Here is a 14,869-nt window from a genome sequence, read left to right on the forward strand (position 1 = left end):
GCGCCGGTTTTTTTATTCCCATTGACCTAGACCAATCGGTCTATTATGCTCGGCACCATGATGACCAAATCAACGCATTGCAACGTGGACACACGTGAACATCTGCTCGCCACCGGCGAAACTCTCAGCCTGCGCCTGGGCTTTACTGGCATGGGGCTGAGCGAATTGCTGGCCACTGCGGGCGTGCCGAAAGGCTCGTTCTACCACTATTTCCGCTCGAAGGAAGCCTTCGGCGAAGCGATGCTGCAACGCTATTTCGCGCATTATGATGCAGAAATGCAGGCGCTGTTTGCCGATGAGCACGGCGATGCCCGCCACCAGCTGCTCGGCTATTACGCCCAGGCCATCAGCTACCACTGCCGCAGCGAATGCCATAACGCCTGCCTGGCGGTGAAGCTTTCCGCCGAGGTGAGCGATCTGTCAGAACCGATGCGCCATGCGCTGGAAACGGGCACCGCTCGCGTGATCGGCCACCTGCAGGAGGCCATCGAACGCGGTATCGCCGAGGGCTCGCTGTCGGTGGCCATGAGCCCGGCAGCGACCGCAGAGACGCTGTACTCACTGTGGCTCGGCGCTTCGCTGCGCGCCAAGATCCGCCACTCGCTGGCGCCGTTGACCAGCGCGCTGGAAAGCATCGAGTTGCTGCTGCGCCCGCCGCAACCGTAACGGTAACAATTTCTTTTTATTGAAAAATGCAGTTCGTGGTTATTTATCGCCCACCACTAGACGACCGGTCTATTAAATACAGGATGCACTATGAAGACTGAAAAATTGCTCTCTCCGCTGAAGGTTGGCGCCATCACCCTGCCCAACCGCGTGTTTATGGCTCCGCTGACGCGTCTGCGCAGCATCGAGCCGGGCGATATTCCTACGCCGCTGATGGCGGAATATTACGCACAGCGCGCCGGCGCGGGCCTGATCGTGACCGAAGCGACGCAGGTTTCCTTCCAGGCGAAAGGCTACGCCGGTGCGCCGGGGTTGCATACGCCGGAGCAGATCGCCGCATGGAAAAACATCACGCAGGCAGTGCATGATAAAAACGGCCATATCGCCGTACAGCTGTGGCACGTAGGCCGCATCTCCCACGCCAGCCTGCAGCCGGGCGGGCAAGCGCCGGTCGCCCCTTCGGCAATCAACGCCGAAACCCGCACCACCGTGCGTGATGAAACCGGCGCCTGGGTGCGCGTACCGACCTCCACGCCGCGCGCGCTGGAAACCAGCGAGATCCCGGGCATCGTCAACGATTTCCGCCAGGCGACCGCCAACGCGCGGGAAGCCGGCTTCGACTTCATCGAACTGCATGCCGCCCACGGCTATCTGCTGCATCAGTTCATGTCGCCGGCCTCCAACCAACGTACCGATCAATACGGCGGCAGCATCGAGAATCGCACCCGCCTGACGCTGGAAGTGGTCGACGCGGCGGTCGCCGAATGGGGTTCTGAGCACATCGGCATCCGCATCTCGCCGCTGGGGCCATTCAACGGGCTGGACAACGGTGAAGATCAGGAAGACGCGGCGCTGTATCTGGTGGAAGAGCTGAACAAGCGCAACATCGCCTACCTGCACATCTCCGAACCGGACTGGGCCGGCGGCAAGCCGTATTCCGACGCCTTCCGCGACTCGGTGCGTGCCCACTTTAAAGGGGTGATCGTCGGCGCCGGTGCCTACACCGCCGAAAAAGCCGAAGCCTTGATCGAAAAAGGTTTCATCGACGCGGTGGCCTTCGGCCGCAGCTACATCGCCAACCCGGATCTGGTGGAGCGCTTCCGTCAGCACGCGCCGCTGAACGAACCTAAGCCGGAAAGCTTCTACGGCGGCGGCGCCGAAGGGTATACCGACTATCCGTTTCTGGCGAAGTAACCCGTCCTGATCCCAAACGGCCATGCGACTGCCTGGCCGTTTTTTTATGCGCCGCACGCAAAAAAGCCCGCACGGGGCGGGCCGGTGTTCCCTGGTGTTGTGCTCTACTGCCGTTCAATTTTTACACGCTTGCCGTCGAAATAGATAATTGATTGTGCAGATCAATTACTCCGTATCGATCGGTACGCTCGATCAATATTTAGACATCACCGTCGCGAGCCCCATGAGTGACATTGTCACTTATTCGTTACGTTGAATTCCCTTGCGGGACAAGGCTATACTCGCTTGTGCTTCAATCCACCCGCCGTCTGCCACGGCACAGTCAATTCAGAGGAATTATGCGCTTACTCCATACCATGATCCGCGTCGGTGACCTGCAACGCGCCATCGACTTCTACACCAAGGTATTAGGCATGCGCCTGCTGCGCACCAGCGAAAACCCAGAGTACAAATACTCGCTGGCTTTCGTCGGCTATACGGAAGAGAGCGAAGGCGCGGTTATCGAACTGACCTATAACTGGGGCACCGACAGCTACGACATGGGCACCGCCTTCGGCCACCTGGCGCTGGGCGTGGACGACGTTGCCGCCACCTGCGACAGCATCCGCCGCGCAGGCGGCAAGGTCACCCGCGAAGCCGGCCCGGTGAAAGGCGGTACCACGGTCATCGCCTTCGTCGAAGATCCGGACGGCTACAAAATCGAGCTGATCGAAAATAAACATGCCGGTCAGGGCCTCGGCCACTAAGCCTCCCCTTCAGGGCGCGCTGCGCCCTGCTGATTCTCCGCGCGATAGCGCCTGCAACCGGGCGCAAAATTTGCCATAATGCGCGCTGCATTCGATGAAGATAAGAAACTGATGGCCGAGAAAAGTGATCTTAACGCCCTGAGTGGTCGTTTTCGTGGGTTTTATCCCGTAGTAATAGATGTTGAAACCGCCGGCTTCAACGCCAATACCGATGCGTTGCTGGAGATCGCCGCCGTCACGCTGAAAATGGATGAAGACGGCTGGCTGCAGCAGGACGAGACCCTGCACTTCCACGTGGAGCCTTTCGAGGGCGCCAACCTGCAGCCGGAAGCGCTGGCGTTCAACGGCATCGATCCGCACAACCCGCTGCGCGGCGCGGTCAGCGAATATGACGCGCTGCACGCCATTTTCAAAGCGGTGCGCAAAGGGCTCAAGGATCGCGGTTGTAACCGGGCCATTATCGTGGCACACAACGCCAACTTCGATCACAGCTTCCTGATGGCCGCGGCCGAGCGCGCCGGCCTGAAGCGCAACCCGTTCCATCCGTTCGCCACCTTCGACACCGCCGCGCTGAGCGGCCTGGTGCTGGGCCAAACGGTGCTGGCGAAAGCCTGCATCGCCGCCGGCATGCCGTTCGACAGCAGCCAGGCGCACTCCGCCCTGTACGACACCGAACAAACCGCCCTGCTGTTTTGCGAGCTGGTTAACCGCTGGAAACGTCTCGGCGGCTGGCCGCTGCCCGCCGGCGACCTCGCCGAATAAGCCCAATAAAAAAGGCGGCCCAGTTTGCACTGGCGCCGCCCATTGCGCGATAACCGCAAGCCTGTCGATTAAGACTGTTGGTCTTCCTGCGCTTTATACTTTTCCGCAGTTTCTTTGATCAGCTGCTGCAGTTCGCCGCGCTGATACATCTCGATGATGATATCGCAACCGCCGACCAGCTCACCGTCTACCCACAGCTGCGGGAACGTCGGCCAGTTGGCATATTTTGGCAGCTCGGCGCGGATGTCCGGGTTTTGCAGAATATCCACGTAGGCGAAACGCTCGCCGCAGGCGGACAGCGCTTGCACAGCCTGTGCGGAGAAGCCGCAGCTCGGCAGCTTAGGCGAACCTTTCATGTACAGCAGAATCGGGTTTTCAGCGATCTGGTGCTGAATTTTTTCAAGTGTCGTCGTCATTTATTGCTTCCTCAAGCCACATTTCATGGCTACAACATGCATCACGCGGGCTATTGTAGCGGCTGGAACAGTCGCAAGAAAACGCCATCTTTTGCAAGGATATTCGCCCGCCGCCGATCGCGTTTCACCGGCCACGTCATTCCGGTCAAAACATACGTCGAGAATAACATTTTTAATCCGACCATTTCACTAATATATTGCGTCGCGATGACGGCGAGGATTAATTATATCCCCACCGCCAACTGGCGCTTTTTCATACATCAACAGGCTGATTTTGAACCAAAAAAAATGTCATTAACGTTTTCTCACAATATGGATTATTATTTATGAGTTCTTCGCTGTTTTATATGGCGAAATTCGGGAATACTGTAACTCTTTCGATATCCGTTTCGGGGCCAAGGTTGGTGACGTCGACATGCGTTTAATTCTTACGCTCTTTGCGCTGCTGTTTACGCAGCTCTTCTTCAATTTGGCGCACGCTGCGCCACAGGCGCGTGTTGCCGCCGAGCAGCGTAAAAGCCATGCCAATGAAGCGCGGCCCGATGACCGCAGAAAAAAGAAAGCGGACAAAGCCGCCAAAAAAGCCAAAGTGACGGCCCCCGAGAAAAAAACCAAGACCGCCAAGGCAAAAAGCGAGAAAAGCGCGAAAAAGATCGTCAGCGCCAAACCCAAGGCCAAAGCGCAGAAAACCGCCAAGATTAAAGTCACCCCGCCGAAAAAAGGCTATAAAAAAGGCTATGGTCGCCACCGCGAAGCCGGTATGGCCACCGCCAAACTGGCGCGTGAAGAAAAGCCGTTGAAACTCAGCCCCGCGCACAAAAAACGCTACCAGCACGCCAAGCAGACCGCGATGGCCAAGCTGATGGGACAGATGGGCAAACCTTACCGCTGGGGCGGCAGCTCGCCGCGCACCGGCTTCGATTGCAGCGGCCTTATCTATTACGCCTATAAAGACGTAGTGAAAATCAAGATGCCGCGCACCGCCAACGAGATGTATCACCTGCGCGATGCGGCGCCGATCAAGAAAAGCGAACTGGAAAGCGGCGATCTGGTGTTCTTCCGCATCAACAACCGCGGCGTGGCGGACCATGTCGGCGTCTACCTCGGTAACGGCAAGTTCATCCAGTCGCCGCGCACCGGTGAAGAGATCCGCATCAGTCAGCTCGACAACGACTATTGGCAGAACCACTACATCGGCGCACGCCGCGTAGTGACGCCGAAAACCATTCGTTAATGCCCTGTTCTGCGCGGTTGCGGCCCCGGTCGCAACCGCCTGCTCAAGCTATCGTCCATCGCACTTCCCCACGCGCATTTCTCGCTTTTCCTCCTGTTTTTTATGATGAAAATTGTTAAGATTGAATGACCACAATAAAAAACGGCCCATACGGCTCTCGCCCCGGCGGGAAGCGAATGGCGCTGTAAAGGAGGAAGCAATGTCGTTTGAATTACCTGCATTACCGTATGAGAAAAACGCGCTCGAGCCGCACATCTCCGCCGAGACCCTGGAATACCACTACGGCAAACACCACAACACCTACGTGGTTAACCTGAACAACCTGGTGAAAGGCAGCGAGTTCGAAGGCAAATCGCTCGAAGAGATCATCAAGACCTCTAACGGCGGCGTCTTCAACAACGCCGCGCAGGTGTGGAACCACACCTTCTACTGGCACTGCCTGTCGCCACAGGGCGGCGGTGAACCGCAGGGCGAACTGGCGGCGGCAATCGTCAAATCCTTCGGCTCTTTCGCTGCGTTCAAAGAGCAGTTCACCGATGCCGCAGTGAAAAACTTCTGTGCAGGCTGGACCTGGCTGGTGAAAAAACCGGACGGCGCGCTGGCGATCGTCAACACCTCCAACGCGGCCACCCCGCTGACCGGTGAAGACAAACCACTGCTGACCGTTGACGTATGGGAACACGCGTATTACATCGATTACCGCAATGCGCGTCCAAAATACCTGGAAAACTTCTGGGCGTTGGTCAACTGGACCTTCGCAGCGGAAAACCTGGCGTAAGCGCAGGTTCTGAGGTGATAAGGCGCAGCCAAGCTGCGCCTTTTTTATAACCGGGGGTAAATCAGTTCAACGCGGCAACGAAGCTGAAAGCGATAATGACCGCCAATGCGCAGACGGTGGTGAACAGCGACATCTTCAATTCGGTATCCATGACAACTCCTTTAAAATGGGCTTTCCTAAGCATAAAAGGCGCACAATTAGTACGTCAAATCATTTTCCCACAGTTCGCCGATTAAATCTTGTTATCATTTCCCGGTTTATAATCTCGATTACCTCTTCCACTTTTGTTCAATATGCGACAAAATTCGCAGTTCACAACTGCGTACCGGCATCCATGCCCCTCCTGATTAAGCGCTGAAGACTTCAACACACTAAAAACTCAGTTTTCGCTTCTCTGGAGAAGGATCTACGTAGGCAAACGATTAACATCACACTTACATGCTGTAAACATGTGAGTTCAGGAGTCATTCCTTACATGGCAACGATTAAAGATGTGGCCAAACGCGCGGGCGTTTCCACCACCACCGTTTCGCACGTCATCAATAAGACTCGTTTCGTCGCCGAAGAGACCAAAGCGGCCGTGTGGGCCGCCATCAAAGAACTGCACTACTCGCCGAGCGCCGTGGCGCGCAGCCTGAAAGTCAATCACACCAAGTCGATCGGCCTGCTGGCCACCTCGAGCGAAGCGCCCTACTTTGCCGAAGTGATCGAGGCGGTGGAAAACAGCTGCTACAGCAAAGGCTACACCCTGATCCTGTGCAACTCGCACAACAATCTCGACAAGCAGCGCGCCTACCTGGCGATGCTGGCGCAAAAGCGCGTCGACGGCCTGCTGGTCATGTGCTCCGAGTACCCCGATCAGCTGCTGGGCATGCTGGAAGACTACCGCAACATCCCGATGGTGGTGATGGACTGGGGCGCCGCGCGCGGCGACTTCACCGACACCATCATCGATAACGCGTTCGAAGGCGGCTATCTGGCCGGCCGTTACCTGATCGAGCGCGGCCACCGCGATATCGGCGCCATTCCGGGCCAGCTGTCGCGCAATACCGGCGGCGGCCGTCACCAGGGCTTTATGAAGGCGCTGCAGGAAGCGCATATCGACATTCGCGAAGAGTGGATCGTCCAGGGTGACTTCGAGCCGGAGTCCGGCTACAAGGCGATGCACCAAATCCTGTCGCAAAAGCAGCGGCCGACCGCGGTATTCTGCGGCGGCGACATCATGGCGATGGGCGCCATCTGCGCCGCCGACGAGCTGGGGCTGCGGGTGCCGCAGGATATTTCCGTGATCGGCTACGACAACGTGCGCAACGCCCGCTACTTCACCCCGGCGCTGACCACCATTCACCAGCCTAAAGAACGCCTGGGCGAAATGGCCTTCACCATGCTGCTGGATCGCATCATCAGCAAACGCGAAGAGTCGCAGGTGATCGAAGTGCATCCGAAGCTGATTGAACGCCGCTCGGTCGCCGACGGCCCGTTCATCGACTACCGCCGCTAATCCCCCGCGCCGGAAGCCTGCGCGGCTTCCGGTTCCGCCTCGCTCAGCCACTCCTGGTTCAGCGTCTCCCCATCGCCCAGATACGCCAGCAGCCAGCTCATCGCCGGTGAGGGTTTATCCTGCTGCCAGGTCAGGCAGCAAGGGCTGGCGGGAAACGGCTGCTGCAGCTGCAACGCCTTCAGCTCACCGCGCTGCACCCGCGGCAGCGCCCGATGTGCCGGCATCATGCCGACGCACAGCCCGGCGCACAAACAGTCGAGCGCCGAAGTCCAGTCCGGCACCACCAGCCGCCGCTGGTTATCCAGCGTCCAGGTGACGCGCTTGGGCAGATTGCGCGAGGTGTCCTCCAGGCAAAGCGAAGGGTACGGCCGCAGCTGATCGTCATTCAGCGGGCCTGTCAGTTGCGCCAGCGGGTGCTGCGGGCTGACCACGCACAGCCAGTTCATATAGCCCATGTCGCGGAAGGCGAAGCCGCCGCCGACCGGCACCGCACGGGTGGCGCCGATCGCCATGTCCGCCCTGCCGTCCACCAAGGCATCCCACACGCCGTTGAACACCTCGGGTTGCAGCATCAGTTCGACGTCGGGGAAATGACGGTAGAAATCCAGCACCAGTTGGCGGCTGCGCTGCGGTTTGACGATGATGTCCACCGCGATATTCAGCTGGCCGCGCCACCCGTTGGCCACCTGCTGACAGTGGCGGCGGGTGTCGAGCATTTTTTTGATAACAACTCGCGCATCTTTGATAAACAGCGCGCCGGCCGGCGTCAACTCCACATCGCGGTGACGCCGCTCAAACAGCGGCACCGCCAGCCATTGCTCCAGCTGCCGTACGGTATAGCTCACCGCCGACGGCACCCGGTGCAGTTCCTGCGCCGCCGCGCTGAAACTGCCGGTGCGCGCCACCGCGTCGACCACTTCAAGAGAATATTCAGACCACATCGCTTTGCCTTCAATTTTTTTAACAGCACTTTGCAAATATTACCGTTTCACAAGCAGAGATCCAGCCGGATACACTGGCCGGCGCTAAAAACCTGCGACATTAAAATATTAACGAGAAATACCATGCGAAATTCCTTTGGCTTTATGTTCTACCTCGCCGGCCTGAGCATGCTGGGTTATCTGGCGACCGATATGTACCTGCCCGCCTTCGGCGCCATGCGGGAAGAACTGCAAATTTCCGCCGGCGCGGTGAGCGCCAGCCTGAGCATCTTCCTGGCCGGCTTCGCCTTCGCGCAGCTGCTGTGGGGGCCGCTCTCCGACCGTCTGGGCCGCAAACCGGTCTTATTGATCGGCCTGACGCTGTTCGCTCTCGGCTGCCTGGGCATGCTGTGGGTAGAGAACGCCGTGCAGCTCTGGATCCTGCGCTTTATTCAGGCCGTCGGCGTCTGTTCCGCCGCCGCCATCTGGCAAGCGCTGGTGGTCGACCGCTATCGCGAAGGCCAGGCCAATCGCGTATTCGCCACCATCATGCCGCTGGTGGCGCTGTCGCCGGCGCTGGCGCCGCTGCTGGGCGCCTGGCTGTTGAACCACGCCAGCTGGCGCGCGATCTTCGCCGTGCTGCTGGCCATCACCGTACTGCTGCTGCTGCCGACGCTGATGCTCAAAGAGCGCGCCAAAACGCAGCCCACCGCCGAGGCGCCAAAAAACGGCGTCAGCTTCTGGCGACTGTTGAAATCCCCGGTGTTCAGCGGCAACGTCACCATGTACGCCGCCTGCTCGGCAGGCTTCTTCGCCTGGCTGACCGGCTCGCCGTTCATCCTCGGTGATATGGGCTATGGCCCGAGCGACATCGGTCTGAGCTATGTGCCGCAGACGCTGGCTTTCCTGCTGGGGGGCTATGGCTGCCGCGCCGCGCTCAAGCGCATCAATGGCAAAACCCTGCTGCCGTGGCTGCTGGTAGCTTATGGTGTCAGCATGGTGGCGCTGTATCTGGTGGCGACCCTGACCGCACCGACGCTCACCACGCTGCTGATCCCGTTCTGCGTGATGGCGCTGGTCAACGGCGCCGGCTATCCGATCATGGTGGCGAATGCGCTGATGCCGTTCCCGGAAAGCAGTGGCAAGGCCGCCGCGCTGCAAAATACGCTGCAGCTGGGGCTGTGTTTTGTGGCGAGCATGCTGGTGTCGGCGTTCATTGCCCAGCCGCTGTTGGCGACGGTGACGGTAATGGTATCGACGGTGATCCTGGCCGCGCTGGGGTATTTCCTGCAGCGGGGAAAAGCCGTTGACGCGCAGCAAAAGGCGCAGCGGGAACATGCTAACTCAGCGTCATAATTACCAAGTTTAATAATCACTTAAAGAATATGCGTGCCGAGTGCGATTTACAGTTGAGTCAACGCCTCGGCACGCCTATACTCAAAAACAACCTTGTAAAGTAACACCTTATAATCTCTATATCTCAATTAGCACTTGTGTACGCGCTTTGCGTCACACTCTTTTTTAAGGATGCGTTTATCCCGCGCCGTTCGCGCCGGGTCGTTTCTTTAAATTTCCTCTGTTCATAGTCGGATATCAGACGCCGCGGGCCTATTTTCCGCCGGTAAACGTATGCACCCGCAGAAATTGTCTAAGCTGTTTCCTAACGGGTCATCAGTCAGAAGAAGGTGATGGAGAAGCTATGAGTTCATCGTGTATAGAAGATCTGAGCATCCAGGACAATCAGTGGTACCGTATCGCGCATGAAATGCTCGGCCTGGCCGGCATTGAAATCAACGGATCGCGCCCCTTCGATATTCAGGTTAAAAACCCCGATTTCTTTAAACGCGTCCTGCAGCAAGGGTCGCTGGGGCTGGGCGAAAGCTATATGGACGGCTGGTGGGAATGCGAGCGGCTGGATATGTTCTTCCAGCGCGTGGTCAGCGCCGGGCTGGAGAAGAAACTCCCCCACCACCTGAAAGATACCCTACGTATCGCCGCCGCGCGCCTGACCAACCTGCAATCGAAAAAGCGCGCCTGGATCGTCGGCAAAGAACATTACGATCTCGGCAACGATCTGTTTACCCTGATGCTCGATCCTTACATGCAATATTCCTGCGGCTACTGGAAAGACGCCACCACGCTGGAGGAAGCGCAGGAAGCGAAGCTGCGGATGATCTGCGAAAAACTGCAGCTGCAGCCAGGTATGCGCCTGCTGGACATCGGCTGCGGCTGGGGCGGTCTTTCCGCCTATGCGGCGAAGCATTACGGCGTGTCGGTAGTCGGCGTAACCATTTCTGCCGAACAGCAGAAGCTGGCTCAGGCGCGCTGCGCCGGGCTGGATGTGCAGATCCTGCTGCAGGATTACCGCGATCTGCATCAGCAGTTCGATCGCATTGTCTCGGTCGGCATGTTCGAGCACGTCGGGCCGAAAAACTACCGCACCTATTTCGACGTGGTGGAGCGCAATCTGGCGCCGCACGGCCTGTTCCTGCTGCACACCATCGGCTCCAACAAGACCGATATGAACGTCGATCCGTGGATCAACAAGTACATTTTCCCGAACGGCTGCCTGCCTTCAGTGAGCCATATCGCCGAAGCCAGCGAGGGCCATTTCGTGATGGAAGACTGGCACAACATCGGTGCCGACTACGATCGCACGCTGATGGCCTGGTTCGAACGCTTCAAACAGGCGTGGCCGCAGCTTGCCCCGCGCTATTCCGAACGCTTCGAGCGGATGTTCAGCTACTACCTGAACGCCTGCGCCGGCGCGTTCCGGGCGCGCGATCTGCAGCTGTGGCAGGTGGTGTTCAGCCCGAAAGGCGTTGAAGGCGGCATTCGCGTCGCGCGCTGAACGCTTTCCCGATAAAAAAGCCCCGGCAACATCATCGCCGGGGCTTTTTTTTGCTCTTTCGGACGCTGCGGGTTAACCGCAATAAACTCGAATGATTTTATCGTTGCTATCGCCAAGGAAGTTCAGGCGGCGCAGGTTGAAATCCATGGTAACGGCAGAGTTGTACGGAATGGCGCGCACCTTGGCGTCGATCCGCACGCCTTCCAGCGAGGTCATCGGCTTACCGACGAAGTTTTGATACTGCGAAGCGCCGCAGGTATCATCCGCATCGGCCATTTGCGCGCCGGCGCCCTGCTCAGGTGAGCTGCTGCAGGCGCTCAGCGCCAGCAACGCGGTTAACAACAACGTTTTCCCATAAAACTTCACGCGTTTCTCCTCTCTGCTTATGATTCGATACCGGCGGCAACGCCAGAATCGCTGTCAGTCTTTGTGCGCCGGCGCCATCGCCGCCGCCAGCGTCGCTTCCCGGTTGGCCAGCACGCGCTCGACGGTATCCACCACCGCCTGCGTTTGCGGATCGATTTCGATGTTCACCTTATCGCCCAGGCGTTTCTTACCCAGCGTGGTGCGATCCAGCGTTTCCGGGATCAGGTGCACGCAGAAACGGTTATTCACCACTTCGCCGATGGTCAGGCTAATGCCGTCGATGCCGATGAAACCTTTGTGCAGCACATATTTCATCAATTCCGCATTCGGCATGCGCAGCCATACCTGGCGATTATTTTCCGAGGTATAAATCTTGGCCACTTCCGCCGTGCAGATAATATGGCCGGACATCAAATGGCCGCCAATTTCGTCATTGAACTTTGCCGCGCGCTCGATATTGACGATGTCGCCGAGCGCCAAGTCGCCGAGGTTGGTCAGGCGCAACGTTTCCTTGATCAAATCGAAGCTGACGCGGTTGCCTTCCACCGCGGTCACGGTCAGGCAGCAGCCGTTATGGGCCACCGACGCGCCCAGCTCCAGCCCCGGCAACAGCTCGGCAGGCATCTCGATCACGTGGGTGCGGAAATTGGGTTTCTCATCAATGGCGACCAGCGGCGCGGTGCCTTGTACGATACCGGTGAACATATGTGCCTCTTCTTACTAATAGGTTAAAACGCTCCCGGCAGTTTGCCCCAGTTGGCGCTGAAAACCAAATCCGCGTAGGCAAAAAACGCGGGCCTGCGCATTTAATAACTATTTATCTGCGGCGTTTGCTTAACGACGCCGAGCAGGTACAATATTTTTGACAAAATTCCGCTATTTTAATTGTTGTCCTCTCGCGGCAGCCCTCCCTCCCACATATATAAATAGAAAGGTGTATGCGTGCAGAAGTACTTAATTGAAGCGCGTAGTTTATTGGCTCTCGCTATCCCGGTCATCATCGCGCAAATATCGCAAACCGCCATGGGCGTGGTGGATACCATCATGGCCGGCGCCTACAGCGCCACCGACATGGCGGCGGTTGCGGTCGGCACTTCAATCTGGCTGCCGGCCATCCTGTTCGGCCACGGCCTGCTGCTGGCGCTGACCCCGGTTATCGCCCAGCTTAACGGCGCCGGGCGGCGCGATCGCATCGCTCACCAGGTGCGCCAGGGTTTTTGGCTGGCTTCCGGCGTGTCCGTGCTGCTGATCGTGGTGCTGTATAACTGCAAGTTCGTCATCGACATGATGCACAACATCGACCCGCAGCTGGCGGATAAAGCCGTCGGTTATCTGCACGCCATCATGTGGGGAGCGCCGGGTTACCTGTTCTTCCAGGTGATGCGCAACCAGTGCGAAGGCCTGTCCAAAACCAAGCCCGGCATGGTGATCGGCTTCCTCGGCCTGCTGGTGAATATCCCGATCAACTACATCTTCATCTACGGCAAGTTCGGCATGCCGGAGCTGGGTGGCGTCGGCTGTGGCGTCGCCACCGGCAGCGTCTACTGGATCATGTTCCTGATGATGCGCTGGTACGTGAAGCGCGCGCCCTCGCAGCGCGACATCAAACGCCAGGCAGGCGATCTCGGCGGCCCAGACTGGGCGGCGCTGAAGCGCCTGATCGGCATCGGCATGCCCGTGGCGCTGGCGCTGTTCTTCGAAGTCACGCTGTTCGCCGTGGTGGCGCTGCTGGTTTCGCCGCTGGGGATCGTTGCGGTCGCCGGCCACCAGATCGCGCTTAACTTCAGCGCGCTGATGTTCGTGCTGCCGCTGTCGCTGGGCGTCGGCGCCACCATCCGCGTCGGTTACCGTCTGGGGGAAGGTTCGGTTGAAGGCGCCCGTGTCGCCGCCTACTCCGCCATCGGCGTCGGCATCACCATGGCCGTCTGCACCGCGCTGTTTACCGCCACCTTCCGCGAACCGATCGCCCTGCTGTACAACGACAGCCCGGCGGTGGTGGCGATGGCGTCGCAGCTGATGCTGCTGGCGGCGCTGTACCAAATCTCGGATTCTGTCCAGGTGATCGGCAGTGGCGTGCTGCGTGGTTATAAAGACACCCGCGCGATCTTCTTTATCACCTTCATCGCTTATTGGGTGTTGGGCCTGCCGAGCGGCTATCTGCTGGCGTTAACCGATGTGGTGGTGCCGGCAATGGGGCCAAGCGGTTTCTGGATCGGCTTTATCATCGGCCTGACCTTCGCCGCCATCATGATGGCGCTACGCATGCGCTGGCTGCAGAAACAGCCGACCGCCGTCATCCTGCAGCGATCCACGCGCTGAGCCCGCGCCCGGCCGGTTTCATCCCCGGCCGGGCTGCGGTTTGCGGAAAAAAACGCCGGACTGCGCACAACCTCAGCAATCGCGTGAAATACCGAATAAAATTGCGCTTTTCCCCTTGCCAGCACGCGGGTAGCTCGTTAATATTCGTCCCCGCTGTCAGCCATGACAGACAGGAAAAGATGCGTCCGTAGCTCAGTTGGTTAGAGCACCACCTTGACATGGTGGGGGTCGGTGGTTCGAGTCCACTCGGACGCACCAAATTCCTGAAGCCGTACAGTGCGTCCGTAGCTCAGTTGGTTAGAGCACCACCTTGACATGGTGGGGGTCGGTGGTTCGAGTCCACTCGGACGCACCAAATTCCTGAAGCCGTACAGTGCGTCCGTAGCTCAGTTGGTTAGAGCACCACCTTGACATGGTGGGGGTCGGTGGTTCGAGTCCACTCGGACGCACCAAATTCCTGAAGCCGTACAGTGCGTCCGTAGCTCAGTTGGTTAGAGCACCACCTTGACATGGTGGGGGTCGGTGGTTCGAGTCCACTCGGACGCACCAAATTCCTGAAGCCGTACAGTGCGTCCGTAGCTCAGTTGGTTAGAGCACCACCTTGACATGGTGGGGGTCGGTGGTTCGAGTCCACTCGGACGCACCATATTGCTGATTCATCTCTCCCCCTATCGCGTTATACTTCCCGTTGTTTCGTCTCTGCCCGACCGCCTGACTTTTATGTCGATCGCGCCGTGCTACCGCCATCAGCCACCAGGAACGCCACATGACCACCTTTACCGCCAAAACCGCCTTTTTATCGCTCGACAATGGCCTTGCCCGCCGTGAAGGCGTGATGAGCGACGGTTCACCGGCGGCAGAAGTGCGTTTCGAGGCCGGCGCCTTCGGCCAGCTGCAAAAGCCCCCGCACGCGCGGCAAACCCGGGTGATCTCCGGTGAATTCGAGTTTACCCTCGGCGGTGACACCCGGGTGGTACGGGCCGGCGAGAGCCTGATATTGCCGGCCAACGTCGCCAGCGGCTGCTTCTGCCTGAGCGCCGGCGTGCTGCTGGAAATTCCCCAAACGCGTTAAACCTGTATTTACAGCATGGTTATTTGCGCAACAAGCGGCCCGCA

General features: G+C 58.6%; 16 protein-coding genes and 5 tRNA genes. 16 read left to right on the top strand and 5 right to left on the bottom strand.

The window, feature by feature from the left end:
* Positions 1–45: 45 nt before the first annotated feature.
* The 4 genes from AC4PR2_RS08995 to rnt all read left to right on the top strand — a co-directional run bounded on the left by AC4PR2_RS08995 (position 46) and on the right by rnt (position 3,368).
* Positions 46–666, top strand: a complete 621-nt coding sequence (locus tag AC4PR2_RS08995) for a TetR/AcrR family transcriptional regulator (RefSeq protein ID WP_047727651.1) — start codon at positions 46–48, stop codon at positions 664–666.
* Positions 667–756: 90 nt separating this feature from the next.
* Positions 757–1,860 carry an alkene reductase gene (locus AC4PR2_RS09000; protein ID WP_060432117.1) on the top strand — a complete coding sequence of 368 codons (1,104 nt, stop codon included), beginning with the start codon at positions 757–759 and terminating at the stop codon, positions 1,858–1,860.
* A 338-nt stretch (positions 1,861–2,198) separates the two neighbouring features.
* Positions 2,199–2,606 (top strand): lactoylglutathione lyase, encoded by a 408-nt coding sequence (gloA, locus tag AC4PR2_RS09005; RefSeq protein ID WP_004931325.1) that lies wholly within the window; start codon positions 2,199–2,201, stop codon positions 2,604–2,606.
* Positions 2,607–2,684: 78 nt separating this feature from the next.
* Positions 2,685–3,368: a ribonuclease T gene (gene rnt, locus AC4PR2_RS09010; RefSeq protein ID WP_038874795.1), complete on the top strand. Its 684-nt coding sequence runs from the start codon at positions 2,685–2,687 to the stop codon at positions 3,366–3,368.
* Between the two features lie 68 nt (positions 3,369–3,436).
* Here the strand turns inward: rnt and AC4PR2_RS09015 are convergent, their stop codons facing one another.
* Complete coding sequence (locus AC4PR2_RS09015) at positions 3,437–3,784, bottom strand: Grx4 family monothiol glutaredoxin (protein WP_004931329.1); 348 nt, start codon at positions 3,782–3,784, stop codon at positions 3,437–3,439.
* 415 nt (positions 3,785–4,199) lie between these two features.
* Between AC4PR2_RS09015 and AC4PR2_RS09020 the strand changes: the two genes are divergently transcribed.
* Entirely contained in the window at positions 4,200–5,018 is an 819-nt protein-coding gene (locus AC4PR2_RS09020) for a C40 family peptidase (RefSeq protein ID WP_048233575.1), read from the top strand.
* Positions 5,019–5,217: 199 nt separating this feature from the next.
* On the top strand, positions 5,218–5,796 hold the full coding sequence (gene sodB, locus AC4PR2_RS09025; RefSeq protein WP_492175046.1) for a superoxide dismutase [Fe]: 579 nt from the start codon (positions 5,218–5,220) through the stop codon (positions 5,794–5,796).
* Between the two features lie 61 nt (positions 5,797–5,857).
* Here the strand turns inward: sodB and cydH are convergent, their stop codons facing one another.
* Positions 5,858–5,947 (bottom strand): cytochrome bd-I oxidase subunit CydH, encoded by a 90-nt coding sequence (cydH, locus tag AC4PR2_RS09030; protein ID WP_019455989.1) that lies wholly within the window; start codon positions 5,945–5,947, stop codon positions 5,858–5,860.
* A 324-nt stretch (positions 5,948–6,271) separates the two neighbouring features.
* Here cydH and purR point away from each other — a divergent pair, with 324 nt between their 5' ends.
* The gene (gene purR / locus AC4PR2_RS09035; protein ID WP_033638375.1) at positions 6,272–7,297 is read left to right on the top strand and encodes an HTH-type transcriptional repressor PurR; all 1,026 of its coding nucleotides are present in this window, start codon (positions 6,272–6,274) and stop codon (positions 7,295–7,297) included.
* Here the strand turns inward: purR and punR are convergent.
* Positions 7,294–8,238: a DNA-binding transcriptional activator PunR gene (punR, locus tag AC4PR2_RS09040; RefSeq protein ID WP_060419177.1), complete on the bottom strand. Its 945-nt coding sequence runs from the start codon at positions 8,236–8,238 to the stop codon at positions 7,294–7,296. The genes purR and punR overlap by 4 nt on opposite strands.
* 123 nt (positions 8,239–8,361) lie before the next feature.
* Between punR and punC the strand changes: the two genes are divergently transcribed.
* A complete protein-coding gene (punC, locus tag AC4PR2_RS09045; RefSeq protein ID WP_308342687.1) occupies positions 8,362–9,573 on the top strand; it encodes a purine nucleoside transporter PunC in 1,212 nt (403 codons plus the stop codon).
* A 343-nt stretch (positions 9,574–9,916) separates the two neighbouring features.
* Entirely contained in the window at positions 9,917–11,068 is a 1,152-nt protein-coding gene (cfa, locus tag AC4PR2_RS09050; RefSeq protein ID WP_194571405.1) for a cyclopropane fatty acyl phospholipid synthase, read from the top strand.
* A 72-nt stretch (positions 11,069–11,140) separates the two neighbouring features.
* Here the strand turns inward: cfa and AC4PR2_RS09055 are convergent, their stop codons facing one another.
* Positions 11,141–11,434 (bottom strand): I78 family peptidase inhibitor, encoded by a 294-nt coding sequence (locus tag AC4PR2_RS09055; RefSeq protein ID WP_038874785.1) that lies wholly within the window; start codon positions 11,432–11,434, stop codon positions 11,141–11,143.
* Positions 11,435–11,488: 54 nt separating this feature from the next.
* A complete protein-coding gene (locus AC4PR2_RS09060; protein WP_016927930.1) occupies positions 11,489–12,139 on the bottom strand; it encodes a riboflavin synthase in 651 nt (216 codons plus the stop codon).
* Positions 12,140–12,376: 237 nt separating this feature from the next.
* Here AC4PR2_RS09060 and AC4PR2_RS09065 point away from each other — a divergent pair, with 237 nt between their 5' ends.
* The 7 genes from AC4PR2_RS09065 (at position 12,377) to AC4PR2_RS09095 (ending at position 14,825) form a co-directional block, all read left to right on the top strand.
* Positions 12,377–13,753 carry an MATE family efflux transporter gene (locus AC4PR2_RS09065; protein WP_060419181.1) on the top strand — a complete coding sequence of 459 codons (1,377 nt, stop codon included), beginning with the start codon at positions 12,377–12,379 and terminating at the stop codon, positions 13,751–13,753.
* 181 nt (positions 13,754–13,934) lie between these two features.
* Positions 13,935–14,011, top strand: a tRNA-Val gene (locus AC4PR2_RS09070).
* A gap of 20 nt (positions 14,012–14,031) precedes the next feature.
* A tRNA-Val gene (locus AC4PR2_RS09075) sits at positions 14,032–14,108 on the top strand.
* A 20-nt stretch (positions 14,109–14,128) separates the two neighbouring features.
* Positions 14,129–14,205, top strand: a tRNA-Val gene (locus AC4PR2_RS09080).
* Between the two features lie 20 nt (positions 14,206–14,225).
* Positions 14,226–14,302: transfer RNA gene (locus AC4PR2_RS09085), tRNA-Val, on the top strand.
* 20 nt (positions 14,303–14,322) lie between these two features.
* A tRNA-Val gene (locus AC4PR2_RS09090) sits at positions 14,323–14,399 on the top strand.
* 120 nt (positions 14,400–14,519) lie between these two features.
* Positions 14,520–14,825, top strand: a complete 306-nt coding sequence (locus AC4PR2_RS09095) for a cupin domain-containing protein (protein WP_060419183.1) — start codon at positions 14,520–14,522, stop codon at positions 14,823–14,825.
* Positions 14,826–14,869: the final 44 nt, after the last annotated feature.

Source organism: Serratia sp. A07 (assembly GCF_058725505.1).